This is a genomic window from Sorangium sp. So ce321 (assembly GCF_051530195.1).
GTDB lineage: Bacteria > Myxococcota_A > Polyangia > Polyangiales > Polyangiaceae > Sorangium.
In genome coordinates this window covers 5,495,225-5,518,372 of the sequence record NZ_CP150329.1, presented here as the reverse complement: position 1 = coordinate 5,518,372, position 23,148 = coordinate 5,495,225, and the positions used below count along the sequence as shown (strand labels likewise).

At 71.5% G+C, this 23,148-nt stretch carries 14 protein-coding genes; 5 read left to right on the top strand and 9 right to left on the bottom strand.

Annotated elements, in window-relative coordinates; translation table 11 throughout:
* Positions 1 to 196: 196 nt before the first annotated feature.
* Positions 197 to 1,735 carry a hypothetical protein gene (locus WME89_RS20315; protein ID WP_438010775.1) on the bottom strand — a complete coding sequence of 513 codons (1,539 nt, stop codon included), beginning with the start codon at positions 1,733 to 1,735 and terminating at the stop codon, positions 197 to 199.
* 37 nt (positions 1,736 to 1,772) lie between these two features.
* Positions 1,773 to 3,344, bottom strand: a complete 1,572-nt coding sequence (locus WME89_RS20310; RefSeq protein WP_438010774.1) for a hypothetical protein — start codon at positions 3,342 to 3,344, stop codon at positions 1,773 to 1,775.
* A gap of 1,105 nt (positions 3,345 to 4,449) precedes the next feature.
* Between WME89_RS20310 and WME89_RS20305 the strand changes: the two genes are divergently transcribed.
* From WME89_RS20305 to WME89_RS20295, 3 genes are all read left to right on the top strand, one after another.
* Positions 4,450 to 5,409, top strand: coding sequence for a hypothetical protein (locus WME89_RS20305; protein WP_438010773.1), 960 nt, complete (start codon positions 4,450 to 4,452; stop codon positions 5,407 to 5,409).
* 436 nt (positions 5,410 to 5,845) lie between these two features.
* Complete coding sequence (locus WME89_RS20300; RefSeq protein ID WP_438010772.1) at positions 5,846 to 7,018, top strand: oxygenase MpaB family protein; 1,173 nt, start codon at positions 5,846 to 5,848, stop codon at positions 7,016 to 7,018.
* Between the two features lie 658 nt (positions 7,019 to 7,676).
* Complete coding sequence (locus tag WME89_RS20295) at positions 7,677 to 9,038, top strand: putative zinc-binding metallopeptidase (RefSeq protein WP_438010771.1); 1,362 nt, start codon at positions 7,677 to 7,679, stop codon at positions 9,036 to 9,038.
* A gap of 135 nt (positions 9,039 to 9,173) precedes the next feature.
* Here WME89_RS20295 and WME89_RS20290 read toward each other — a convergent pair whose 3' ends face one another.
* Entirely contained in the window at positions 9,174 to 12,005 is a 2,832-nt protein-coding gene (locus WME89_RS20290) for a PAS domain-containing protein (RefSeq protein ID WP_438010770.1), read from the bottom strand.
* Positions 12,006 to 12,277: 272 nt separating this feature from the next.
* On the opposite strand from WME89_RS20290, the gene WME89_RS20285 reads away from it, so the two are divergent.
* Complete coding sequence (locus WME89_RS20285; protein ID WP_438010769.1) at positions 12,278 to 13,072, top strand: hypothetical protein; 795 nt, start codon at positions 12,278 to 12,280, stop codon at positions 13,070 to 13,072.
* On the opposite strand, the gene WME89_RS20280 is transcribed toward WME89_RS20285, so the two are convergent.
* The 4 genes from WME89_RS20280 to WME89_RS20265 all read right to left on the bottom strand — a co-directional run bounded on the left by WME89_RS20280 (position 12,982) and on the right by WME89_RS20265 (position 17,954).
* On the bottom strand, positions 12,982 to 14,403 hold the full coding sequence (locus WME89_RS20280; RefSeq protein WP_438010768.1) for a serine hydrolase domain-containing protein: 1,422 nt from the start codon (positions 14,401 to 14,403) through the stop codon (positions 12,982 to 12,984). The two genes, WME89_RS20285 and WME89_RS20280, sit on opposite strands and share 91 nt — an antisense overlap.
* Positions 14,404 to 14,780: 377 nt before the next feature.
* Positions 14,781 to 15,599, bottom strand: a complete 819-nt coding sequence (locus tag WME89_RS20275; RefSeq protein WP_438010767.1) for a hypothetical protein — start codon at positions 15,597 to 15,599, stop codon at positions 14,781 to 14,783.
* Positions 15,596 to 16,765 carry an aromatic ring-hydroxylating oxygenase subunit alpha gene (locus tag WME89_RS20270; RefSeq protein ID WP_438010766.1) on the bottom strand — a complete coding sequence of 390 codons (1,170 nt, stop codon included), beginning with the start codon at positions 16,763 to 16,765 and terminating at the stop codon, positions 15,596 to 15,598. Before WME89_RS20270 ends, WME89_RS20275 begins: the two co-directional genes overlap by 4 nt.
* A gap of 112 nt (positions 16,766 to 16,877) precedes the next feature.
* Complete coding sequence (locus tag WME89_RS20265; RefSeq protein ID WP_438010765.1) at positions 16,878 to 17,954, bottom strand: latent transforming growth factor beta-binding protein; 1,077 nt, start codon at positions 17,952 to 17,954, stop codon at positions 16,878 to 16,880.
* Between the two features lie 1,067 nt (positions 17,955 to 19,021).
* On the opposite strand from WME89_RS20265, the gene WME89_RS20260 reads away from it, so the two are divergent.
* A complete protein-coding gene (locus tag WME89_RS20260) occupies positions 19,022 to 20,569 on the top strand; it encodes a hypothetical protein (protein ID WP_438010764.1) in 1,548 nt (515 codons plus the stop codon).
* Between the two features lie 345 nt (positions 20,570 to 20,914).
* Here WME89_RS20260 and WME89_RS20255 read toward each other — a convergent pair whose 3' ends face one another.
* Together WME89_RS20255 and WME89_RS20250 are read right to left on the bottom strand one after the other, a co-directional pair.
* Positions 20,915 to 22,204 (bottom strand): sialate O-acetylesterase, encoded by a 1,290-nt coding sequence (locus tag WME89_RS20255; RefSeq protein ID WP_438010763.1) that lies wholly within the window; start codon positions 22,202 to 22,204, stop codon positions 20,915 to 20,917.
* 254 nt (positions 22,205 to 22,458) lie between these two features.
* Entirely contained in the window at positions 22,459 to 23,133 is a 675-nt protein-coding gene (locus tag WME89_RS20250; protein WP_438010762.1) for a universal stress protein, read from the bottom strand.
* Positions 23,134 to 23,148 lie beyond the last annotated feature (15 nt).

The following is a 23,148-nucleotide window of genomic DNA, read 5'->3' as shown; positions in this document are numbered from 1 at the left end:
TTGCCGGACCGCTCGGCGTGTCGGTGAGCGCTAACGTGGACTGGATCGGCGGGAACGGTCTTGTGCTGCCTGGTCACGCGTCGGTGATTGCTGTCGCCGGTCCCGTGCTGCGATGGTTGGCCCTGGGACTCGATTCTCGAAGCTTCCTCCTAGCCGTCGTGGGGCTCCGCGCCGTCCTGCCGTGGTGTGCCTCGGGCTATTCGGGAAAGCGCCGCGTCTCGTGGCGCTCGCCGCTCGGCCCCATCGTCGTGGTGCCATCGTGATTCCAGCTCATGCCGCCCGGGCCCGGCGGTCCGATCTCGAAGGTGACGTCCTCCAGCGTGAGCTGGTCCTCGTCGAGGTAGGCGATGCCGATAGAATCGCCGCCGCGCCCCGGGCCGCCGTAGCCGCCGGGTCCTCCCTGGCCGCCCTTGCCACCCACGCAGGACTGAAAGCCGTTCCCCAGAACGCCTCCTGGAGCGCCCCGACCGCCTCGGCCGCCGTCCTCGGGTTCCCCCCCGTTGCCGCCCTGGCCGCCAGAGGGCGTCTTGATCTTGCTGTCGCGCACGGTCACCCGGGCGTGAAGCGCGAGGACGCCGATGGTCGCATGTCCGTTCCCTCCCCCGCGGCCCCCGCGGCCTCCGCAACTGCCGGCCCCGCCCGAGCCTCCTCCTGCACCCCCTCTGGAGGCCACGCCGCACACGGCGAGCCCGCCCCGAGCACCGCCGCCGCCGCCGCCGCCCTGGCCGGGCGTGCCCCAGCCCCCTTGGGCCCCGGTGTCGCCCTTCCAGCCTGTCTCGGTGAGGCGCCCGATGCCCTCGCCGGGCGCGCCCTGCGTTCCCGGGAACCCCGGGGCCCCGTCGGATCCGCTGGCACAGCCGCGGATGCCCTCCGCGTCACCACCGACGCCCGAGGGCGAAGGCTGCCGCTCCGAGGCGGGCTCACCGTCGCCTCCAGTCTCGGCGCTGTCGGGCATCCCGTCGCCTCCCTTGCCGCCGACGCTCGTGAGCCCGCTCGCGCACTGGTTCACGACCGCAGGCCCGCCGGCGACGCGCGCCGCCGAGCACGCGTCCTTGCCGAACATGCCATCCGGTCCGTCCGGCTGGATGGACGTCCACGGCTCGCCATCGCTGCCTGACAGCGCGCCGCTCGGGGCAATGTTGCTCCGCACGATCTCCACCGCCGTGTTGGACTGGACGAGTATGCCGAGCGGGCCCCGCGACGGCACGTCAAGATCGGCGAGCGTCGAGACCCCGTCGGCGGCCCCGCTGTCCTCAGGGCCCGCGGGTTCGATCGTCACCAGGGGGGCGATGGTGGCCCCCGCGGGCTGAAGCTCGGACCACGGGCGCCGGGGGTCACGCCCCCATTTCCGGCAATCGAAGCCACCGAGGAGGTCCACGCCGGAGGGCACTGTGATCGGATTCATGATGAATCCGTCGTTGCAGATGAACACGCGCCCTCGTCCAGTGCGCGCGAGCTGGATGGCGCGCCTGATGTTGTACACCGGCTTCGCCTTGGTGCCGGGGTTGCTGTCGTCGCCGCCTCCGAAGTTTCCGGCGACGAACACGCCGCAGCCGTCGTCGATGATATCCGCGGCGATGTGCTCGAGGCAGACCGACTCCGGGGGCGGCTCGTCCTCGCACGAGGTGCCCTCGCAAGCCGCCACGCCGGGGTCGACCACGCTGGGCGAGGTTCCGCAGCCGGTCGTCCATGCGGACAACAGAAGAAGCAGGGGAGCGGCGGTGATCGTTCTCATGTGCGTCTCCTGACGTGGGCTGCCAGCACAGGGCGGCTCATCGAGGTGGTTCCTCATCGGGCGCATCGAACCTGTACCAGAACAACGAAGGCCCCCTGTTGCCCTGGCCTGGTGCATCGACGACCCCTGTATTGCCGCCGCGGCCACCCTGGCCAGGTTGCCCGGCCAAGACGGTCGCATCCTGCACGAGGGTCACGGAGGCGCTCATCGAGGCGATGCCGAAGGACGCACCCCCGAGCCCGCCGCCGCCGTCGCCCCCGCGGCCGCCGTTGCCGCCACCGCCGCCGGCGCACCCGTGCGCCGTGCCGGTCGCAAGAGCGTGTCCACCGTGGCTCGGCCAACCGCCAAGGCCTCCCCACTGACCCGTTCCGCCGACCCCGCCATCGCCGCCCCTGGCCCCGAGGACCTTGCTGGCCTCGACCGCGAGGACGCTCCCCTGCAAGGCCACGATCCCGATGCTCGCGCCGCCGTAGCCGCCCCCCTGGGCCCCCTTGCCACCGCACCCGCCACTGCCGCCCGATCCGCCGGCCGCACCGCCCTGGGGCCGACCTGTCGGACACGCGTTCACGGGGCCGCGCCCTTTGCCGCCGCCACCCCCGCCGCCGCCCTGGCCGACGTCGCCCCGCTTCCCGTCCTCGCCGCGGAGGCCGATCCATCCGTCGATGTCCAGGCGGCCGTCTCCAACCGCTCCGGCAGCGTGCCCCGCAGGAGCGCCGTCTGCTCCGTTCTGCCCGTCCGAGCACGGCATGCTGGACGCGCCGCCGCCAGCCAGGCCGCGAACGTCCGGATTGCCAGCCGGTTCCGGCATCCCTGACGTCCCGTCGCCACCCCTCTCGATCCTGCCGTCGCCCCCGTAGCCGCCCGCCGACTCGATGCCGTCGTCGCACACGGTCACGACCGGAAGGGCGCCCATCGCCACGTCCGCGGTGCAGGCGTCCGCGCCGTCGTTCCCGACCACGCCGGGATCCGCGCGGAAGCTCGGCGCGTCCTCGCCCGGCTCGCCGTCCTTGCCATCGCCAGCGAGGATCGCGCTCTCCCGCACGGTCGCCCTGGCCCCCGGGCTCAAGATCATCGCGATCGACGACTTGCCATCGCTCGCGGAAGCGTCCGCCGCCACGGCGCGCACGCCGAAGATCATCGACGTCGCGTCGTCCCCCGCGAGGACCGCGTCGTCCCCCGCGAGGACCCGCACCGGGATCCCCACGGGCGGCGCGATGACGGTGAACTCATTCGGCCCGCCGAACGACCCATCATACGACCAATCGCCGCCGTCACACAGACGGGCACCCCAGAGGTCGACGCCCGAGGGCAGGGTGATCGCCTCCCTGAACGTTCCACCGCACGCGTAGACGCGCCCGGTAGGCCCCTCGCCGCCACCTCTTCCGCTCGAGGCGAGCCCGACGGCGTGCTGCAACGTCTTCACCGGCGCGTCCTTCGTGCCGGGGCTCCTGTCGTCGCCGTTCTCACTGACGAACACCCCGCATTGGTCGAGCGCCGGCGCCGTGCCGGGCTCGCCGGCGCAAGGTCCTGGCGGGGGCTCCGGATCCGGCGCGCAAGTTCGCACCTCCCAGCAAAGGTCGGTGTAAGCGCACCCTGTCAGCGTGCTCATCGCGCTCGCCGAGCACAGCGCGACAGCGACGACGGACGTTGCAGCGCTTCGGCCTTCCCGACCTGCTTTCGAATGCATCCCGTCTGCTCCTTGGATCCTCACCACGGTCCCTCGATCCTCACGCCGGTCTATCGCCCGGTCGCCACGGGCGCGACGTGAACCCGATCCTGAGTTGGTCGCTCGGTCTCGCCTTCAGAGGGGTATCATCAGCACTGGCCGATTTCGTGAAGCCGATTGCGATCCCGAGCGTGAGAACGATCGAGAGCGAGCGCGCGATGCAACGCACGCGGCCACGGTACTGACGTCCGCCGCTTGGCGTCAACCGGCAGAAACCGCAACGTCTCGGGCCGTTTGGGCGAGAATTGCCGGGCAGATGACGGAATGGGCTCCTCCGTCCTCTACGCCTGGCCCAGTGCTGACGCCTACGCTGCTCTGGGGTACCTCCAGCCCTCGCCGTGGGACCTTGGTCCGCTGGCGCTCGAGGCACCAGAAACGGTCCAGGTAGGGCTGCCGCGCTGCCCTGGAGCCACCGGCAACGGTCCGGGCAAGGCTGCCGCGCTGCCCTGGAGCCACCGGCAACGGTCCGGGCAAGGCTGCCGCGCTGCCCTGGAGCCACCGGACGCGGTCCAGGCAGGGCTGCCGCGCTGCCCTGGAGCCACCGGCAACGGTCCGGGCAAGGCTGCCGCGCTGCCCTGGAGCCACCGGACACGGTCCGGGCAGTGCTGCCGCGCTGCCCTGGAGCCACCGGCAACGGTCCGGGCAAGGCTGCCGCGCTGCCCTGGAGCCACCGGACACGGTCCGGGCAAGGCTGCCGCGCTGCCCTGGAGCCACCGGACACGGTCCGGGCAAGGCTGCCGCGCTGCCCTGGAGCCACCGGCAACGGTCCGGGCAGGGCTGCCGCGCTGCCCTGGCGCAAGCGTACGATATCGGGCGGCCTGTCGTCAGGATCCTGCCAGGCGCGTTGACGCATGGAGACGCGTCGTTATGCCTGGCCGGAACGTCCGGCGCGCGCCGGGCGCTCACAACCCATCCATCGCGGGAGGTCGAGGGCGTGTCCTTCCGGTCCTCGGCTCGGCGATGGAGATGAACGAGAGGTAATCCCCTCATGGCGCAATCTTCTTCGGTCAAGAAAAAGCCCGTTCCTAGCAAGCCCTCGGCCCCGCCCCAGGCGGCGGCGGCCTTCGACAAGGCGCTTCCCGAGATCGAGGCCCTGAGCCCGGACCGGCTCATCGCGATGAACCTCGACGTGCCCCGCGTGGTCTCCCAGGTGCTCGGCGTGCTGCCCGGCCTCCGCGCGCTGCGCGCCGACATCGCGGAGCACCTGCCGACATTCGAACTCGCGCGGCTGGACCGGCTCGATACCTACGCGCTCGCCGCCTGGTACGCGCACCTCCTGTGGCTGTCCAGCGGAGATGCCGAGAGCGCGGTGAAGCCGCTGCTCGCCGAGGCGGCGCCGCTGCGCGAGAACCTGCTCGGCGACGCCGAGGCGCTCGCCCGCCGCGGCCTGCTCGACGCGGCGACGGTCGCGGACATCCGCGCGGGGCAGGGGCACATCGACGTGGCCAACGACCTCGTGGCGCTCTCGACGCTCTTCAGCGCGAGCTGGTCCGAGATCGCCGGCAAGACGGCGGCGACCGCGGAGGAGGTGAAGCGCGCCGGGGAGATCGGGCCGCAGCTCCTCGCCGCCCTCGGCGTGCGGGAGCACGGCAAGGGGCCCGGGCCGACCGAGGCCGCGGACAAGCGGGCGCGCGCCTTCGCTCTGCTCGTCCATGCCTACGACCAGGTCCGCCGCGCCATCGCCTTCCTGCGCTGGGACGAGGGGGACGCCGACGTGATCGCCCCGTCGCTCTACAAGGGGCGCACGGGCCGCGCGACATCGTCCACCGACACCGCGACGACGCCGCCGGACGAGGCCCCGGGCGGGCCGGCAGCGTCGCCCGGCACGCCGGCCCCGGGAACGCCCTCCGGCACGGCGGCCCCGCCCGCTCCCGGCGCCGCGCCGTCCGGCACGGCGGCCCCGCCCGCTCCCGGCGCCGCGCCCAGCGGCGCGCCCGCTGTGGGCTAGCCTCTCCCCGCCCAGTTCCGGCGGCGAGCGCCGACCAAGTACACCCCGCCGCGCGGACCGCCCGAACGGGACATCGCGTGCGCTGAAGCCTGAACGCCCCGCTCCGGCACACCGAACCGACGATCCGACGCGCAGGGACGCCCGGCAATCCCCTTCCCCTCCACCCTTCGGGGGCTCGAAGAAATTCCAATGCTCCTTGGGCTCGCCCTCTTTGCTCCCCTCCTTCACCGGCGCACCGATCCGCACCCCTCCCCGCGTCGATGAGCACCGCCCGCCGCGCGTGCGGCGCCCCGATCGCCATCGCCCGGAGCTCTGCCAGGATGCACAGCCGCAATTCTTCCCCGACGTCCTCGTCCTCCCCGGGAGGCAAGCGGGCGATCACTGCGGTCGCCGTGCCTTGACACGCAAAAGAGCAGCATGGGAGGATCGTTTCCCGATGTCTGAACATCTGGACAAGCGAGACCCCATCATGTCCTCGACTTCTTCATCCCGCGGCCGCTGGACTGATGAGGTGCTCGAACCCTTTCGCTCCATGGGCGAGCCCGTTGCGGACGGGGTTATTCAGAAGGTCTTCGCCGACAACGAGGTGGAGACCGTCAACCGGATGCTCAAGAGCATCCAGTCGAACGTGCACCTCGTTCCAGCGGAGATGCCGGATGCGGTGGAGGAGTACTTGAACCAGACGGACGACTGGCCCGAGTGGGCCGATGCGGAGAAGGTCCGTCTGGGCCAGCGGCTCTTCCAGCGTTATGGCATGCAGATGACCCTGGCCTACTTCACCTGGTCCCTGCCGTGCTGCTACGCGTGGGCCAAGGCGTCCAAGGTGCTGACCTGGACGAGCGGCATCGACAAGCACGTGCACCGCCGGATCATCGAGACGGCGCAGTTCGTCCTGGATGTGATGGTGGAGGGCGGCCTCGGGCCAAAGGGGTTCGGGGTGCGCACGGCACAGAAGATCCGTCTGCTCCATGCCACCATTCGCTACCACATCGGGCGCGACCCCAAGTGGCAAACGTCCGAGTGGGGCATTCCGGCCAATCAGGAGGATCATGTCGCGACGCTCTTGACGCTGGCCCTGGTCCCCCGAGTGCTGACCAGGCTCGGGCTGGACTTCACCCCGGAGGAGGAGGACGCCTACTTCCACTGCTGGAAGGTGATCGGTCACTTCCTGGGCATCCACTCGGCTTTGCTGCCCCGCGACATGGAAGATGCCCAGCAGCTCTGGGAGGCTATCCAGCAGCGCCAGGTGAGGCCTTCGGCGGATGGGGTCGCGCTGACCAAGGCGCTCGTCGAGTACCTGGAGATGCGCATCCCGGGCACGATGATGGACGGCATCGTCGTGGCGACGATGCGTGAGCTATGCAGCGAGGCGGTGGCTGACGCTGTTGGGCTCGAGAAGGCGGACTGGACCCGCCTCCTGATGGGACCGATGCGTTGGATGCTCTTCCTGTCAGACGAGGCGCAGGATCAATCGGGTGTCGCTGCAAAGATCTCCGCCTCCCTGTCGCGCAAGCTGCTGGAGGGGCTGCACTCCTCGGAGACAGGCGGCAGCCGTGTCACGTTCCGGATCCCTCAATCGCTCCAGGAGTCGTGGAAACTCGGGGGTTGAGGAAGGCTGATTTCCACCCCGGAGACGGCTCCTACCCCCAGACCAGTTGCTGCGCATCCGCCGTCCCATGGTGGTCAGGATCGTCGTCCGGAGCCGGCCGTCCGGGGGCGTTCGTATGGCTGTTCCAGGATGGAGCTGAGCGGGCGCGCCATGGGACCTTGGTCCTATAGGGGCGCTCCGGAACCGGAGCAGCGCGGGGCGCGGCGCCAGTCGAGCGTCGCGGGGGCGGCGGGGCGGCGGGCGGCGCCAAGGCGGTTGCGCGGGACCTTGGTCCGATGGCGCTCGAGGCACCGGCAACGGTCCGGGCAGGGCTGCCGCGCTGCCCTGGAGTGCCGGGAACGGTCCGGCCGCCGCGCTGCCCTGGAGCCGGCGCTGGCGGCTGGTCGGCGCGGCCCGCCCCGCCCGGCTGCCGGACGCAAAGGACGGCGCTTTCGCCACACTGAGACACTCCGCGACGGCCGCACGAGCCGCCACGCCGGAAGCGGACGGCCTGCTCCGACGGCCTGCGCGGTCAGGCCCGTGACGCGATCCGGCGTCGATGGCATGGCACATGGCTTGCCAACGCGGCTTGCCAACGCGAACGATGCGAACGCGCACGCGAACGATGCCAACGACCGGCGAGCAAAGAGACCGGCTCCCAGCGAGACTATCCACCATCATGCCCAGTCGCTTCGACAACCTGACCGCGCGCCTGCGCAGCGCATGGAAACCGATCAAGCAACCCACCGCCCCGCGCGCCTACCGATGCCAGTGCGGCAGGCCGGTGTTCTTCCGCAACAGCCGGTGCCTGGCCTGCGATACGCAGCTCGGGTACGAGACCGAGCGCGCCAAGGTGCTGCCGCTGAAGCCCGGCCCGACGGAGGACACCTGGCAGCTCTGGGACGACACGGCGGCCCCGCCGCGGCTCTACGGGCGCTGCGGCAACTTCGACTCGGCGTCGGGCTGCAACTGGCTGGTCCCGGTGGAAGGGCAGGAGACGCCCGCGCTCTGCGTGGCGTGCCGGCTCAACCGCACCATTCCAGACGCCACCAATGCCGAGCACCAGGCGCTGTGGCGCCGCATCGAGACGGCCAAGCGACGGCTCGTGTCCCAGCTCCTCGCGCTGAACCTGCCGGTGAAGTCGAAGGTCAGCGAGGACCCGGAGCGCGGGTTCTGCTTCGACTTCCTCGCCTCGCCGCCGGACGGTCCCCGGGTGATGACCGGCCACGCCGACGGCGTGATCACCTTGAACATCGAGGAGGCGGACGACGCCACGCGCGAGCGCATCCGCGCGGCGATGCGCGAGCCTTACCGCACGCTGCTCGGGCACTTCCGCCATGAGGTGGGTCATTACTACTGGGACCGGCTGGTGCGCGACACCGGCTGGCTGGCGTCGTTCCGGGAGCTGTTCGGCGACGAGCAGCAGGACTACGCCGCCGCGCTCAAGGCCAACTACGAGCAGGGCCCGCCGGCCGACTGGCCGCAGCGCTTCGTCAGCGCCTACGCCAGCATGCACCCGTGGGAGGACTGGGCCGAGACCTGGGCGCACTACCTCCACATGGTGGACACCGTCGACACGGCGCTCAGCTTCGGCATCGACGCCGACGAGGTGGAGCTCGACGTCGAGCCCTGGGGCAACGACGCGCTGTGGCGGCCGGACGATCCCGACGCGAAGAGCTTCCTCGGCTTCGTGAACGCGTGGGTCGAGCTGACTGGCGTGCTCAACGAGATGTCGCGCAGCATGGGCCAGCACGACTTCTACCCGTTCGTGCTGCCGCGCGTCGCCGTGGCCAAGCTGCAGTTCATTCACCTCGTGGTGAGCGGAGCCCCTGCCCCGGCGACCGTCGCCACCACGCCGGCCGTCAGCACGCCCGACGCCACCGCGCCGGCCGTCAGCACGCCCGACGCCACCGCGCCGGCCGTCAGCACACCCGACGCCACCGCGCCGGCCGCCATCGCGCCCGACGCCACCGCCCCGCTCACGGGCATCGCGCCCGACGCGACCCAGCCAGCAGCCACCACGCCGCTGGCCGCGACCTAGCCCGCACTCACCACGCCGCTGGCCGCGACATGGCCCGCGCTCACCACGCCGCTGGCCGCGACCTAGCCCGCGCTCACCACGCCGCTGGCCGCGACATGGCCCGCGCTCACCACGCCGCTACCCCCCCGTCCGCCGTCACCCCGCCGCCTTGGGCCAGGTGAACGAGAAGCTCGCGCCGCGCCCGACGTCGGAGTCGAGCGCGATCGTGCCGCCGCTGCTCTCGATGATCTTCTTCACGAGCGCGAGCCCGATCCCCGTACCCCCCGACTTCTCGCGCGCCTGCAGGGTCTGGAAGATGACGAACACCTTGTCGTGGAAGCGCGGCGCGATGCCAGGGCCGTCGTCCGCCACCGTGAACCGCCAGTGCGCGCCCGCGTCCGCGGCGGAGACGACGACGCGGCCACGGGCCTTGTCGTGGTGGTGCTTGATGGCGTTACCGACGAGGTTCATGAAGACCTGCTGGAGCAGCGTGCGCTCGGCCACGACGCTGGGCAGCGGGCCGGCGACCTCGACGCGGAAGCCCTCCGGCGGCGACAGGAGATCCACGACCTCCTCGATGAGCGGCCCCACCGCGACGACCTCCGTGGGCACCCGCATGCGCCCCACGCGCGAGTACTCGAGGATGGCGTCGATGAGCGAGTCCATGCGCTGCACCCGGTTGCGCAGGAGCTCCAGGTTCCGCTTCGACTCGTCGCTGAGGTGCTCGCGCGCGTCGTCCTCGATCCACTGCGAGAGGTTCGCGATGCCGCGCAGCGGCGCCTTGAGATCGTGCGACGTGATGTAGGCGAACTGGTCGAGCTCGCGGTTCATCCGCTGCAGCGCCTCCGTCAGCCTCGCCAGCTCGTCGGCGCGCTGGCGGAGCGCGACCTCCGCGGTCATCCGCACCGTCACGTCGGTGCACGCGCCGGTCATCGTGAGCGGCCTGCCCTCGACGTCGCGGAGCATGCGGCCGCGATCGAGGAGCCAGTGGACGCTGCCGTCGGGCCACACCACGCGGAACTCGAGATCGAAGTCGGCGCCCTCGTTCACGCAGCGGTTCAGCGCGGCGAGGACGCGCTCCCGGTCCTCGGGGTGGACGAGGCTCGTGAACTGGTCGATGTGGCGCGCGGTCTTGCCTGCCGGCAGGCCGAAGAGCCGATCGAGGTTCTCGTCCCAGTCGAGGCCGTTCGTGGCCGGATCCCAGCGGAACGTACCGGTCGCCGAGGCGTCGAGCGCCGCGCGGAGGCGCTCCTCCTTCTCCTGGAGCGCGCGCTGCGCCTGGCGCTGCTCGGTGATGTCATGGCAGGTGCCGAGCACGCGCGCCGGAGCGCCGTCGGGCGCGCGGGCGACCTCGACGCGCGCCTGGATCCAGCGCGTCGCGCCGTCGGGCCGGACGATGCGGTACGTCACCTCGCCCGAGGGCCTCTGCCAGAGGATCGCCTCGATCTCCGCGGCGGTGCGCTGCCTGTCCTCCGGGTGGACGCACGCCATCGCGACGTCGGGGCGAACGCCGCCGTCCTCGATAGGCACGCCGTGGATGCGGTGCTGCTCCTCCGACCAGTCGAGCTTGCCGTTGACGATGTCCCACGACCAGCTGCCCAGGTGGGCGACCTCCTGCGCCTTCGCGAGCTGCTCGCGGCTCTCGCGCAGCGCGCGCTCCGCGCGGGCGCGCTCGATGGCGATGGCGGCGAGGCGCGTCGCGACGCGGACCACCTCCTCGTCGGCGGGGGTCGGGGCGCCGGGGGTCGACCTGTACACGGCCCAGGTGCCCAGCACCTCGCCCTTCGAGGAGACGATGGGCGTGGACCAGCAGGCGCGCAGCCCGAGCGGCAGGGCCAGGTGGCGGAAGTCCTCCCAGAGCGGGTCGGTCGCGATGTCCTCCACGACGACCGGCGCGCGGCGGTGGGCGGCGGTGCCGCACGAGCCCGCGCGCGGGCCGACGAGGATCCCGTGCACCGCCTTGTTGTACGACTCCGGCATGCTCGGCGCCGCGCCGTGGAGCAGGCGGCGACCGTCGTCGCTCGCGAGCAGGACGCTGAAGCGGCGGCCGGCCGAGTGCTCCTCGGCGTCGCGGCACAGGGTGTCGAGCGTGTCCTCGATGCCCTCGTCGAGGACGATCTTCTCGAGCACCTTGCGCTGCCAGGCGAGCAGGATCTGCTGCCGGCGCTGCTCGGTGGCGTCCATCATCGAGCCGAGCATGCGCACGGCCTTCCCGGTCGCGTCGCGCAGGACGAGGCCGCGGTCGTAGATGTACGCGTACTCGCCGTCGGCGCGGCGGAAGCGGTACTCGTCGCTCCACCCTGTCGCGTCGCCGTCGATGACGTCGTGGATGGCGCGCAAGACGCGATCGCGGTCGTCCGGGTGGATGCGGTTCGTCCAGCTCTCGACGCCCGGCTCGATCTCGTAGCGCGCGTAGCCGAACATGCGCTCGAAGTTCTCGTTCCACCAGATCGCGCCGGAGCCGAAGTCCCAGTCCCAGAGGGTGTCGTTCGTGGCCTTGGCGAGGAGGTGGAAACGCTGGTCGCTGAGGCGCAGCAGGTCCTGCGCCTTGCGGCGCGGCGTCACGTCCTCCAGCGCGCCGTCGTAGCGCACGACGCGCCCGGTCGCGTCGCGGAGGGCGCGCGCGGTGATGCTGACCCAGATGCGCACGCCGTCGAGGCGCACGAACTCGACCTCGTGGCCGTGGATGGAGCCCTCGCGGTCGAGGATGCCCATGATCTCGTGCCGCCTGGCCGGGTCGACGTAGAAGCTCGGGACGGGCATGTCGAGGAACTGCGTCTGGTCCGCGTAGCCGAGGAGGCGCGCGAAAGCGCGGTTCGCGTCGATGAATCGCCCCTCGGGCGTCGTCGTGAAGAGCGCGACGGGGCAGCCGGCGTAGAAGGAGGCGAGGCGTTCCTCGCTCGCGCGCAGGGCGAGCTCCGCCTCGGCGCTGGATCTCTCCGGGTGCGTCCTGAATTCGGGGGGGGTGAGGCGGGCGTCGTGGCTCATCGGGGCGCGTTCTCGGGGCAGGGCACCTTCCTTTGAGGGCAGATCCATACGACGGCAAGCTCGATGCGGCGGCAAGCGCGATGCGGCCGGTCGCGACGTTTATCCGCGCGGCACGGTCGCGCTCGCTGCGCCGCGCCTGGGCACACCGGCGGCGCGGCGGGGGCGCATGGCCGGGCTTCCGTGGCCGTGGCCCAGGTGCCGTGGAGAGGAAATGAGCCCGTCACCTTCGTGATGCTGAATGAACCGCCGGGGGACACGCACCCGAGGTGGGCATGCGAACGATGTCACTCAACATCTCGTGTCTCCTCTTGCTGGTCGCCTGCTCCGGCTCCGGGCCAGGCGCCTCGACCGGAGGCACATCCGGTCCTGGAGATACCGGCGGCAGCAGCGGTGACCCCAGCGGCTCCGGCGCCGCCGGTGGGAGCGGCGGCAGCGGCGGTGACCCCAGCGGCTCCGGTGGGAGCGGCGGCAGCGGCGGTGACCCCAGCGGCTCCGGCGCCGCCGCTGGGAGCGGCGGCAGCGGCGGTGATCCCGGCGGCTCCGGCGGCGCAGGGGACGGGGACGCCGGTGGCGCAGGTGGCGGCGCAGGTGGCTCCAGCGGCCTTGAATTCCGCTCTGCCTGCGGCACGTCCGGCAACCTCCTCGATACGCCGGAAGCGTTCCTCGATCTGGGACACCTCGCCCAGGTGCGCCGGCTCTTCGTCTCCGGGGATCGCATCCTGAGCTGGGACTACGACCGCTGGATCCTCTGGGATACGGCGGCCCACGCCGCGATCGCCGACGGTCATGCGCCCGGCGGCATCGACTACGAAGATCCCATGGAGCCGCCTGCGGCCACGGGATCTGCGCGACCCCGTACTGAAGGCCTCCGGCGCCCTTCGCGCGGGGAGACAGGGAGCATCTTGACAGCTTCCCTCCCCGTCTCCCCGCCTCTTCGTGAATTTTCTGACGAATTCGAGGGGATGCCTCAGGAGCCCTACGGCACATCCATCAAGGACAGATTGACCGCATCGCTGACCTCCTCCGCGCGGATGTCCTCGATCATCGCGTCGAAGTCGTGCCAGTAGCACATCTGGTTCTCGTCGACCCCCAGCTGATCGTACCCCGGGAGCCCATGGTTCGTGAGCAGGATGATCATGAGATCTCGCGCCGGATCGGGGTCGATGACCAGGAGCGTCCCGGCGCCGCCGGTCTTGCTGTAGGCGACCGTCGACGTGTGATCGCCGCCGGGCCACGCGCCGGGGTCGTACATCTCCCACCCGTACCCCTTGCCCGAATAGAACAGGTTCTGCGCGAACGTCGCGGCCGGCGTCGGGAGCCCCAGATCGCCGGTCTGCAGGGTCGTCATGCTCCTCACCGCGTACCGCGACATCACCCGTTCCCCCGGACAGAGGGAGAGGATGGGGTTGCAGAGCACGTCCAGGCCCCGGACGTGAACGCCCCGGTTCAGGAGCACCTGCGCGAACTTCGCCAGGTCCTCCGCGGTCGAGAACAGCCCGTCGCACCCGGTGAGGTGGTTGTGCTGGCCGTTCCCCGTGTTCTGCTCGATGTCATAGTCGGTCTCGTCCTGGACCTCGCCCCGCAGGTAGCGCCCCCGCGCGCTCGACCAGGCCGTGCCGACGAAGCGGTCGCACTTCGCCGCCATGTGGACCTTCGGCCTGTAGGACGTGCTCGACATGTCGAGCGGATCGAAGATGTGCTCCTTCATCAGGCTCTGCAGCGACCTGCCGCCGACCTTCTCGAGGGCATGGCCGAGGATGCGGAACCCGAGATCGCTGTAGAGGACCTTCTGGGCCGGCGTGTAGAGCAACGGGGCCGTGAGCATCGTGTGCCAGCGGTCGTCGGCGCCCATGATGCCACCGGCGTCGATGTCCTCGCCCGACGCGTAACGCATCAGGTCCCTGAGGGTCACGAGGCTCTTCTCCGGGCTCGACGCGTCGGCGAACTCGGGGAAGTGCTCCACGACGGGGTTGTCGATGTGGAAGCCGGGGAATCGCCCGGACTCCTGCATCCTCATCGCCAGGAAGACGGTGAACGGCTTCGTCATCGACTCGAGGTCGAAGATCGCGTCGCGCGGCATGGGCGGCGACGGCATCTCCGGCCAGCGCTCGTTGAGCCCGTCCCTCTCGCCTCGCGCCTCGTGGAGCACGACCCGCCCGTGGCGCGCGACGAGGAGGACGGCGCCGTCGATGTCGCCGTCCGCGATCGCGTCCTCCAGCGCCAGGGTCGCGCCGCGGAGCGCGGCGGTGCTCATGTTCACCGACTCCGGCGCCGCGCGCTCGAGGCTGCGCGGCCACACGCCGCTCGACGGCTGAGGGACGAAGGCGTGAGCGACGTCCGGCGCGCCGAGGCATGCCAGGACCGCCACGGAAGACACGAGGAATGACGTCGTTCTCATGGATGGCCTCCTCGCCAGAGCTGCTGGCGGCGAAAGGACGAGACCTTTCATGATAACGCCCGATCGAGCGCGTCAGCTAGAGGGTTTGTCCCGATATCATTGGGCACACGCGCGTTATTTCAGCGAGGCACACGCGCGGCGAACACGCGATATCAAGGCGAAACGAGCTCCCATGTGCGAAGGCGCCGCCGCCGAGCGCACGTGTCCGATGGGCGTTCGCCAACAATCACGCTGCCAGATGTCGCGCAGAACACATGGTGTCCGTCGGGTGCTCCCCTACTTGCATGCTCCGGACTGACGCGGCGCGACATCAGCGCCGCGGCGGCTCATGCGGCCGGTCCGCGCCGCGCGACGGTCGACCACGCGCCGACCCGCGCCTAGCGCCGGTGGAGCCGCTGGAGTCGCTTCACGAACTCCGGCTTGAACACGCCGTCGACGCGGATCGAGTACCGGAAGAACGGGTCCGCCTCCACGCCGTGGTAATCCATGTCGTTGAACCAGTAGATGGGCGCGCGCACGACCGTGCGCTCCTCCCCCTCCCTGTCGCAGACGTAGAATCGCTTGTTGCCGCGCGGATCGAAGGAGATCGACTGCGCCGCCCCGAGCGCGCTCCCCGGCTCGGTGTCGCGGTGCGCGGGCGCGTGATCGTTCGCCTCAAGGCCGAAGATCACGCACCGGCCGATCTCGACGAACGGCAGGCTCCGGATGAACTCTACGGTGCGGGGGAACGCCGCCCTCGCCTCCTCCGAGAAGTCCTTGCCGGCGCCCGAGTGCTTGTCTTCCCACCGGTCGTTCTCGAGGAGGTGATAGCAGACCTTCCAGGGGAAATAGACGCCGTAGCGGTACTTCAGGTAGAGCATCTGCGCCCGCGTCAGCGGGTGTTCGGTCTCGTCTCCGAACGTGTACTCGCGGCGCCGATCCAGGTCGAACGCGGCCGGGTCCTCGCCGAGCGCGACGAAGTCGCGGAACTCCTCGCGCGAGAAGCCGCCGATCGCCTGCCCGTAATCGACGTACGGGTCCTCGTGCACCCACGGGGCGACGACGCCCATCCATTTCAGGCTGCCGCCGGTGTACGAGGGCTCGACGCGGCAGAGCCCGAGCACGATCTCGCGATCGAGCTCCGCGAAGCAGGACGTGTCGATCAGCGGCGAGAGGTCGACGTAGGGGCGACCCCAGAGGCCGCAGAGCTTGCTCATGCCGTCCTCGCGCCGAGGGCCGAGAGGTACCTGCGCGCGACCATCCCGTCGAAGGCGTGGACGCCGTCCTCCACCATGGCGTACGCCGACGGGGCGTACCCCGGGGCGCGGATCCCGCGCTGCTGGCGCTCGCAGATCGCGCGGTCTTCCCGGTTCACGGCGTCCCAGAAGGCGAAGACGTCGTCCGGAGCGAAGCCCGGGACGAACGCCGCCGGGTGGAAGTAGGTGTCCGCGACGACGAGCGTCCGGTCGGGCGCGCGCGGCGTGAGCCGGTAGGTGAGCAGGTAGTCGGGCTGAAGGCTCGTGAGCAGGCCAGGAAACAGCATCGCGTCGCGCACGCGCCGCCGCTCCGCCTCGGGGACGACCAGCGGCCGCGCGCGGCGCGCCGCGCTGGTCGAGACCGTCTCGGCGCCGGGCGCGAGCTCCATGATCCCGCCGAGCCACGGGCCGCCTGCGCCGCCCTTGCCGCCCGTACCGCCCATGTCCCACGAGACAGCGTCGTCGCACGGGGTGAGCCGCTCCAGCCCGGGGTGCACGCGCGGAAAGTGGTGCGACTCCTGGAAGTTCTCGACGCAGAGCTTCCAGTTCGCGGCGACCTCGTACTCCACCCGCCTGCCCCGCCGCAGCGAGCGCAGCTCCGGGCGCGAGAGCCACGGCGGCGCGCCGCCGAGCGCGCTCTCCAGCGCCGGCGCCCCGGGATCGAGCGTCACGAAGAGGAAGCCGAACAGGGCGCCCGCCCGCGCGCGGAGGAGCCCGTGCGCGCCGCGGTCGAAGCCGGGCGGCGCGTGGGGCGCCGCGCGCAGGGCGCCGGAGAGCTCGTAGGTCCAGCCGTGGTACGGGCACTCCAGGTGATCGAGCCGGCCGCACGCGCCGTCGACGAGCGTCGCCGCCCGGTGGCGGCAGACGTTGTGGAACGCGCGGAGCTCCAGATCGGCGCCGCGGACCACGAGGACCCCCGCCGGCGTGAGCGGCGCGAGCAGCCACTCCCCGGGGCGGGAGAGCTCGTCCTCCCGCCCGACGCAGAGCCAGGAGCGCCCGAAGATCTCGGCCTGGTCGAAGGCGAAGACATCCTCGTCCCAGTAGGCGCGCGCGGGCAACGGACGGGCGCTGTCGAGCGGCGCGAGGACGGCGTGGAGATCGGCCGAGGAGAGAGGGAGCTCCGGCAAGCGGGGCGATGCTACCAGAACGCGCGGCGCGACGGGCTCCTCGCCCGCCGAGGAAGCGGCCGGGCGCGCGCCCGCGCCGCCCGGGGGGCGCAGCGCGGGTGCATACCGCGGTTCAGCACGCGAACACGCCGCCTGGCCTGCACGAATAGCGGCACTCGTCGCAGTACACGCACGCATCGTAACGGTGGTACAGGGACGCTCCGTCCGGATGGTCCGCTATGCACTTGTCGGTGCAGGCCGAGTCCGCGCAGGTCACGGCGCACTGCCTGAAGTAGATGCACTCGAAGTTGCTGGTGCACGCCTCGAGCTCGTCGGCGCAACTCCCCTCGTTCGCGCACGCGACGCACCCGCTCGTCCCGCTGCCGCAGATGCGGAGACTGTCGCAGGTCCCGAAGTCCTTGCAGTCGTTGACGTCGGTGCCCTCTTCGCAGAGCCCGGTGCCCTCGGGCTCGTCACACTCGCCGTCGTTCTTGCTGGCGCAGGGCGCGACCGCGCAGTCCTCGACGTCTGTCCCCTCCGCGCACCGCTTCGTGCCCTCAGGCTCGTCGCACTCGCCGTTGTTCGTGCTGTCGCAGGTGGGCACCGCGCAGTCCGCGACGTCTGTCCCCTCCGCGCACAGGCCGGTGCCCTCGGGCTCGTCGCAGGTCCCGTCCCCCACCTGGTCGCACGACGGGGGCTCGCAGTCCTCGATGTCGGTGCCCGCCGGACAGAGGCCGGTGTACCCGGGCTCGTCGCACACGCCGTTGCCTGTGGACGGGCAGAAAGAGCGGCAGTCGGCGGGGTCGGTCCCGTCCGGGCACCTGCCGGTGCCCCGGGGCTCGTCACAGATGCCGTCGCCCTCGCTGGAGCAGCGATCTTGCTCGCTCGGCTCGAGGCAGCCGAGGAGCGCCGCCGCCACCACCTCGCACCCCTCCGCCGCGTGATGGCCGTCCACGCACCGGCCCTCCAGGCGGACGCAATCGATGTAGGCCGCGTGCTCGGCCTGGCAGCGCTCCTCTGCCTGCTGCGCGAGCGCGCCCTGCTCGGCCTCGCACAGGCCACCTTGGGCCCCGGAGCAGTCCTCGCAGGCACAGCGCGCCTCGCAGACCGTCGCATACACCGGCTTCCCGCTCTCGCCGCCCTCCGAGCTGGCACAGGCCGCAAACAAACCGGCGAGAGCTGCTGTGGTCATCACGTGTCTGACACGCATCGTGGTCTCCTCATCCTCTGGCTGAGCGAAAGGTCATCGCGCCGAGGCGCCGGGGGCCGCCGCAAGGCCGGCGAGGGAAAACGACACGCTGGCGCTGGAGGCTCCAGGTACCCTTCTCCGGCGCACACCGCGCTCGACCTCATCTCGCTTCGAATGTAACTGTAAATTTCGGTTAGAAGAGAAACGGCTACCTATACCAGCCTGCGAAGCGGCCGGTCAATCATCGAAGTGGCGCTCGGTCCCGCAGCTGCGGAGTTCACGGTTGCACCAGGTCGGGACAGGTACGCGCAAGGGGGTATACAGCGCAGCTCCAGCCAGCGACGGTGCCGCGATGGGCGATGCGCGCGGCGCGCTCTGATACCTGGTCACGCAAGTTCGTCCCTGGGCGCACATGAGGTCTCGCCGAGTCACCGAGCCAGAGAGCTCATGCTCATCGCGCGGCGCGGGGGCCCCTGCCGGGCTCGCGTCCCATCGCTCCTGCGGCGCGCTCTGGACCGCTCATTCTGGAATGAACTGTCCAGAATGAGCTGCAGGGGTGAGGGCAGCTGGGGTGACGCATGGGCCAGCCCGCGCTGCGCGACCGACAGCAGCTCCTCGGCCGGGCAGCTCGACAGACCTCCCGTGCAGCCAGGGACCAGGGATGACCGGGGCGATGAGGTACCAGGCTGCAGCGGGCGCCGCGCGCACAGGCCTCGCGAGACGGGCGGAGAAAAAGACGTTGCCACCCGCAATGGGTCATCCGTTATTACGGATCGAGCGCGACAACCAAGACGAACGCGGCAGTTGTGCAGACGGCCGTCGGAAAGCTGCTGTTTTCGTTCTCGACCGGGAGAGAGGGCGATCGCGGGGAAGTTCGGGTGCGGTTAGCCGGGGGCTCCCCGCATGAAAGAGCCGAGACTGCGCAATGAGGCATTGGCTTCCGTGCCGTTCCGGCAGAGGATGCGGGCGCGGATCACGAGGCGGGGCCGTACACCTCCGAGAACCGGCGCCGCGTCACTGGACCCTTATCTGCTGGAGAGCTGCGGATGAAGAAGCGATCTTTGGTGTGCCTTTTTGTGCTCGGTTTGATGACGACCGCAGCGTGCGGCGATGACGACTCGACGACGCCCTCCGGGACCGGGGGCGGCGGGGGCCTGGGTGGCGCGGGCGGCGGCACCACGACGAGCAGCACGACGGGTACCGGCGGCGACGGCGGCGGCACCACCGGCGGCGGCGACGGCGGTGCGGGCGGCGGCACCACGACCACCACGGGCACTGGCGGCGACGGCGGCGGCACCACCGGCGGCGGCGACGGCGGTGCGGGCGGCGGCACCACGACCACCACGGGCACTGGCGGCGACGGCGGCGGCACCACGACCACCACGGGCACTGGCGGCGACGGCGGCGGCACCACGACCACCACGGGCACTGGCGGCGACGGCGGCGGCAGCGTCACCTCCACGGCCACCACCACCTCCGCCACCACGGGCACCGGCGGCGACGGCGGCGGCAGCGTCACCTCCACGGCCACCACCACCTCCGCCACCACGGGCACTGGCGGCGACGGCGGCGGCAGCGTCACCTCCACGGCCACCACCACCTCCGCCACCACGGGCACCGGCGGCGACGGCGGCGGCAGCGTCACCTCCACGGCCACCACCACCTCCGCCACCACGGGCACCGGCGGCGACGGCGGCGGCAGCGTCACCTCCACGGCCACCACCACCTCCGCCACCACGGGCACCGGCGGCGGCGAGCCCGGGGACGACGGCGCGGCATGCACGGACGACGCCACGTGCGCGAGCGGCATCTGTATCGACGAGGTCGACTACGGCTGGCCCGGCGGCTACTGTACGGGCGGCTGCGCGTCGGACAGCGACTGTAGCGGTGGCGTCTGCGCGTCGGCGGATGGAATCCTCCTCTGCGCCGACCTGTGCGCGACGTCGGACGATTGCCGTGACGGCTATGCGTGCACCGGAGAGCTCTGCCAGCCGCGCTGCACCAGCGACGACCAGTGCCCGGCGCTGGGCGTGTGCGACGTGGCCTCGGGCAGCTGCGGCACGCCGCCGGCGCCGAGCCCGGACGGCGCCGCCTGCACGGCGGACGGCGAGTGCGCCGGCGAACTCTGCGTCACCGAGCTCTACGACGGCTGGCCTGGCGGCTTCTGCACGGCCGAGTGCGCGTCGGACAGCGACTGCAACGGCGGTGTCTGCGATCCCCTCACCGACCTCTGCTTGACCGGCTGCACGGCGGACAGCGACTGCCGCGACGGCTACATGTGCTGGGATGATGGCATGTGCTGGCCGAGCTGCACCGAGGATGCGCAGTGCACGGTGGAGGGCGCCGTCTGCGATGCTCGGGGTTACTGCGGCGCGCCGATGGACGGAGGCACCGACGGCAGCGCGTGCACGGACGACTCCGAGTGCGTCGATCTCTTCTGCATCAGCGAGGCCGAATACGACTGGCCTGGCGGCTACTGCTCGGGCTTCTGCGAGGCGGACGCCGACTGCGCGGGCGGCGGCGTCTGCGCTTTGCTCCCGGATGAGGACATAGGTATCTGCGCCGCCCTTTGCAGCGCGTCGGACGAGTGCCGCAGCGGTTATGAATGCTCGGGAAGCCTCTGCCAGCCGATCTGAACCAGCGACGCTCAGTGCGTGGACACGGGCAGTGCAACGAGCCGACGGGCTACTGCGAAGAGCCCGCGTCCCCCTGAAGCGATACGCCTCCGCATCGCCCGGTTGAGGCGACACAGGAGGGCACGGGCAGCGACGGCGACGGTGGGCCGCGGCGGTGAGCTGGCAGATATGCTCCAGCGCACGCCGCGGCCCCACGCGCGCTGAAGCGCCGCTGGCTCAACTCAAGAGCACACCGCGCGCGCCCGCGCTGAAGCGCCGCTGGCTCAGCTCGACCGCACGCCGCGCGCGCCGAAGCGCCGCTGGCTCAACTCGAGCGCACGCCGCCCGCGCCGAAGCGCCGCTGGCTCAACTCGAGCGCACGCCGCGCGCGCGCCCGCGCTGGCGGCCGCGGCGCAGCCCCAGCAGCGTGACCAGCGCGAGCGCTGCCGCCCCCGGCCCAGGGCCCGAGCTTCCGGCCACCCGGCAGCCGCAGCCACTGGTCCCGCCCGCGCCCGCAGGCGCCGCCCCGCTCGCGCTGGACCCGCCTCCGGCGCTGCCCGTCGATGCGCCGCCAGCGCTCGCGCTTCCGCCGGCGCCGCTCGTCGACGGCGCGCTCCCGGCGCCGCTCGTCGACGACGCGCTTCCAGCGCTCGCGCTGGCTCCGGCCCCGCCTCCCCCGGCCCCCGTGCTCCCTGTGCCGCTCGCCGTCGACGCGCTCGACGTGCTCTCCCCGCTGGCCAGCGCGATGTAGGCGTCGGCGAAGCGCTGGCCGAGGACCTGGTATGCGGCGGAATCGAAATGGTACGCGTCGTCGGGCGCCCGCGGGGTGAAGTCGTCCGTGTCGACCCACGCGACCCGGGGGTCCTCCTCGGCCACGGCCACCTGCGCCGCGCGCACGGCGTCGATGTTCGCCTCCCGGCCGACGGCGATCGGCCCGCCGTTCGCGGGGTAGAGGTTGTCGCTGATCCGGCCGAGCACGACCGGCAGATCGGGGACGCGGAGGTCCTCGCGCACCGCCGCGATGAAGCTGCGCAGCAAGTCGCCGTAGTGGAAGGCAGCCGACCACCCCGCCTCGTTCTCGCCCTGCATCCAGACGAGCGCTGCGATCTCGACGTCGTGCCCCTCCGACTCGAGCCGCGCCAGGGCGCCGTCGAGCCGCGTCACCTCGTCGGGATAGCGCAGGGCGCGATCGCCGGTGTACGTGGCGGAGTCCAGGCTGCCGAGGAGCGTGTGGTAGAGCTGCGACTTGTAGAGCACCTCGGGATCGGGCGGGAGCCCGCGCCCCCAGTGGTCGACGAGGTTCGTGCCCCCCTGCGCCACCTTCACGATCGCGATCCGGTGCTCCGGAAACGCCGCTTCCATCGCGCGGCCGAACGTGATCTCGGGCCCGTAGCGGCGCGCGTCGCCCTTCGGCTCGAGCGGCCCCCAGTCGGTGCTCGTCGCCGAGGCATAGGGCCCTCCCTCGCGCGCGTCGGCGTTGTAGTGGTCGTACCAGATGTCCGGCTGGCTCCGGAGCTCGGGCGGGAGATCGCGGCCCACGCCGAAGCCGACCATGTTCGACTGGCCCGCGAGGACGAACACCTTCACCGGCTGCGCCATGGCGGACGCGGAGAGGGACATCACGCCGGCCAACATGGCGATGCAAGACCGCTTCATGGCACGGTATATCCCCCGCGCGCCCCGCCACGTCAACACGGCGGCGAGCGGCCGAGATCGCGGTCATCCGTCGGGAGATCGTCGACGAACGAGGGCGCGGAGGCGGCGACGATCGACCGACGCGCGCCGTCCGGAGCAGCTGCCCGGCGCTTCACCGTCTCTGCGTGGGATCGCCTGGCGGACGCTCGGCCCTGCGAGCTCGTCTCGGGATCACCCGCTCGGGCGCTGGCAGCCCCGTCGAGCTCGCCTCGGGGTCACATCCCTTCGGGCGTCGTCTGGTAGACCGCGGTCGACGCCGCGCAGACCCCGTTGGTAGCATACGAGTAGCGGTGCGGTCGCACGTGGTGCTCCGAGTGGCGCGCGCACCAGAGAGCTGCGCCGCCGGTTTCTTGCCGGTGCTTCACGCACTCCGGGCAGGGCGGCTCGATCTCGGGGACCCGGCCGGCCGTCGCGTGATCCTTGGGCCGGACGATCCACACGGGGCAGCGGGCGAGCCGCGTGACGCGCTCGGCGACCGAGCCGAGCAGCAGCCGCTCGATCCCGTGATGGCCGTGCGAGCCGACGACCACGAGGTCGGCCTCGAGGTCGGCGGCGAGCTGGGCGATGCTCTCGGCGGCGGCGCCGCGGCGGAAATGGACGACGACGCGCTTCAGCCGCCTGCCGTCGAGCTTGCCGCCCATGGAGCGCACGCGCTCGCTCGCGCGCTGCTGAAGCTGCTGGAGCGCGACATCGGGCTTGGTGGCCGCCGCGGGCGCCCGCGATGGCCCCAGGCCGACCCAGCTCTCGGGCTCCACATAGACCCCGTGCACCTCCGCGTTCTCGCGGCAACAAGCGGACTCGAGCGCCTGGTCGAGCGCACGGTTGCTCGCCTGGGAGAAGTCGATTCCGACGACGATGACAAACCGACTCGCTGCGCTCGCGCTCGACATGACAAGAGCCTCCTC

What these genes read in the sequence shown, in the direction of transcription:
- WME89_RS20250 (WP_438010762.1), bottom strand. Translation starts at nt 23,133, where the DNA reads ATGTCGAGCGCGAGCGCAGCGAGTCGGTTTGTCATCGTCGTCGGAATC.
- WME89_RS20265 (WP_438010765.1), bottom strand. Translation starts at nt 17,954, where the DNA reads ATGCGTGTCAGACACGTGATGACCACAGCAGCTCTCGCCGGTTTGTTT.
- WME89_RS20285 (WP_438010769.1), top strand. Translation starts at nt 12,278, where the DNA reads ATGCGAACGATGTCACTCAACATCTCGTGTCTCCTCTTGCTGGTCGCC.
- WME89_RS20310 (WP_438010774.1), bottom strand. Translation starts at nt 3,344, where the DNA reads ATGAGCACGCTGACAGGGTGCGCTTACACCGACCTTTGCTGGGAGGTG.
- WME89_RS20275 (WP_438010767.1), bottom strand. Translation starts at nt 15,599, where the DNA reads ATGAGCAAGCTCTGCGGCCTCTGGGGTCGCCCCTACGTCGACCTCTCG.
- WME89_RS20315 (WP_438010775.1), bottom strand. Translation starts at nt 1,735, where the DNA reads ATGAGAACGATCACCGCCGCTCCCCTGCTTCTTCTGTTGTCCGCATGG.
- WME89_RS20305 (WP_438010773.1), top strand. Translation starts at nt 4,450, where the DNA reads ATGGCGCAATCTTCTTCGGTCAAGAAAAAGCCCGTTCCTAGCAAGCCC.
- WME89_RS20255 (WP_438010763.1), bottom strand. Translation starts at nt 22,204, where the DNA reads ATGAAGCGGTCTTGCATCGCCATGTTGGCCGGCGTGATGTCCCTCTCC.
- WME89_RS20290 (WP_438010770.1), bottom strand. Translation starts at nt 12,005, where the DNA reads ATGAGCCACGACGCCCGCCTCACCCCCCCCGAATTCAGGACGCACCCG.
- WME89_RS20300 (WP_438010772.1), top strand. Translation starts at nt 5,846, where the DNA reads ATGTCTGAACATCTGGACAAGCGAGACCCCATCATGTCCTCGACTTCT.
- WME89_RS20295 (WP_438010771.1), top strand. Translation starts at nt 7,677, where the DNA reads ATGCCCAGTCGCTTCGACAACCTGACCGCGCGCCTGCGCAGCGCATGG.
- WME89_RS20280 (WP_438010768.1), bottom strand. Translation starts at nt 14,403, where the DNA reads ATGAGAACGACGTCATTCCTCGTGTCTTCCGTGGCGGTCCTGGCATGC.
- WME89_RS20260 (WP_438010764.1), top strand. Translation starts at nt 19,022, where the DNA reads ATGACGACCGCAGCGTGCGGCGATGACGACTCGACGACGCCCTCCGGG.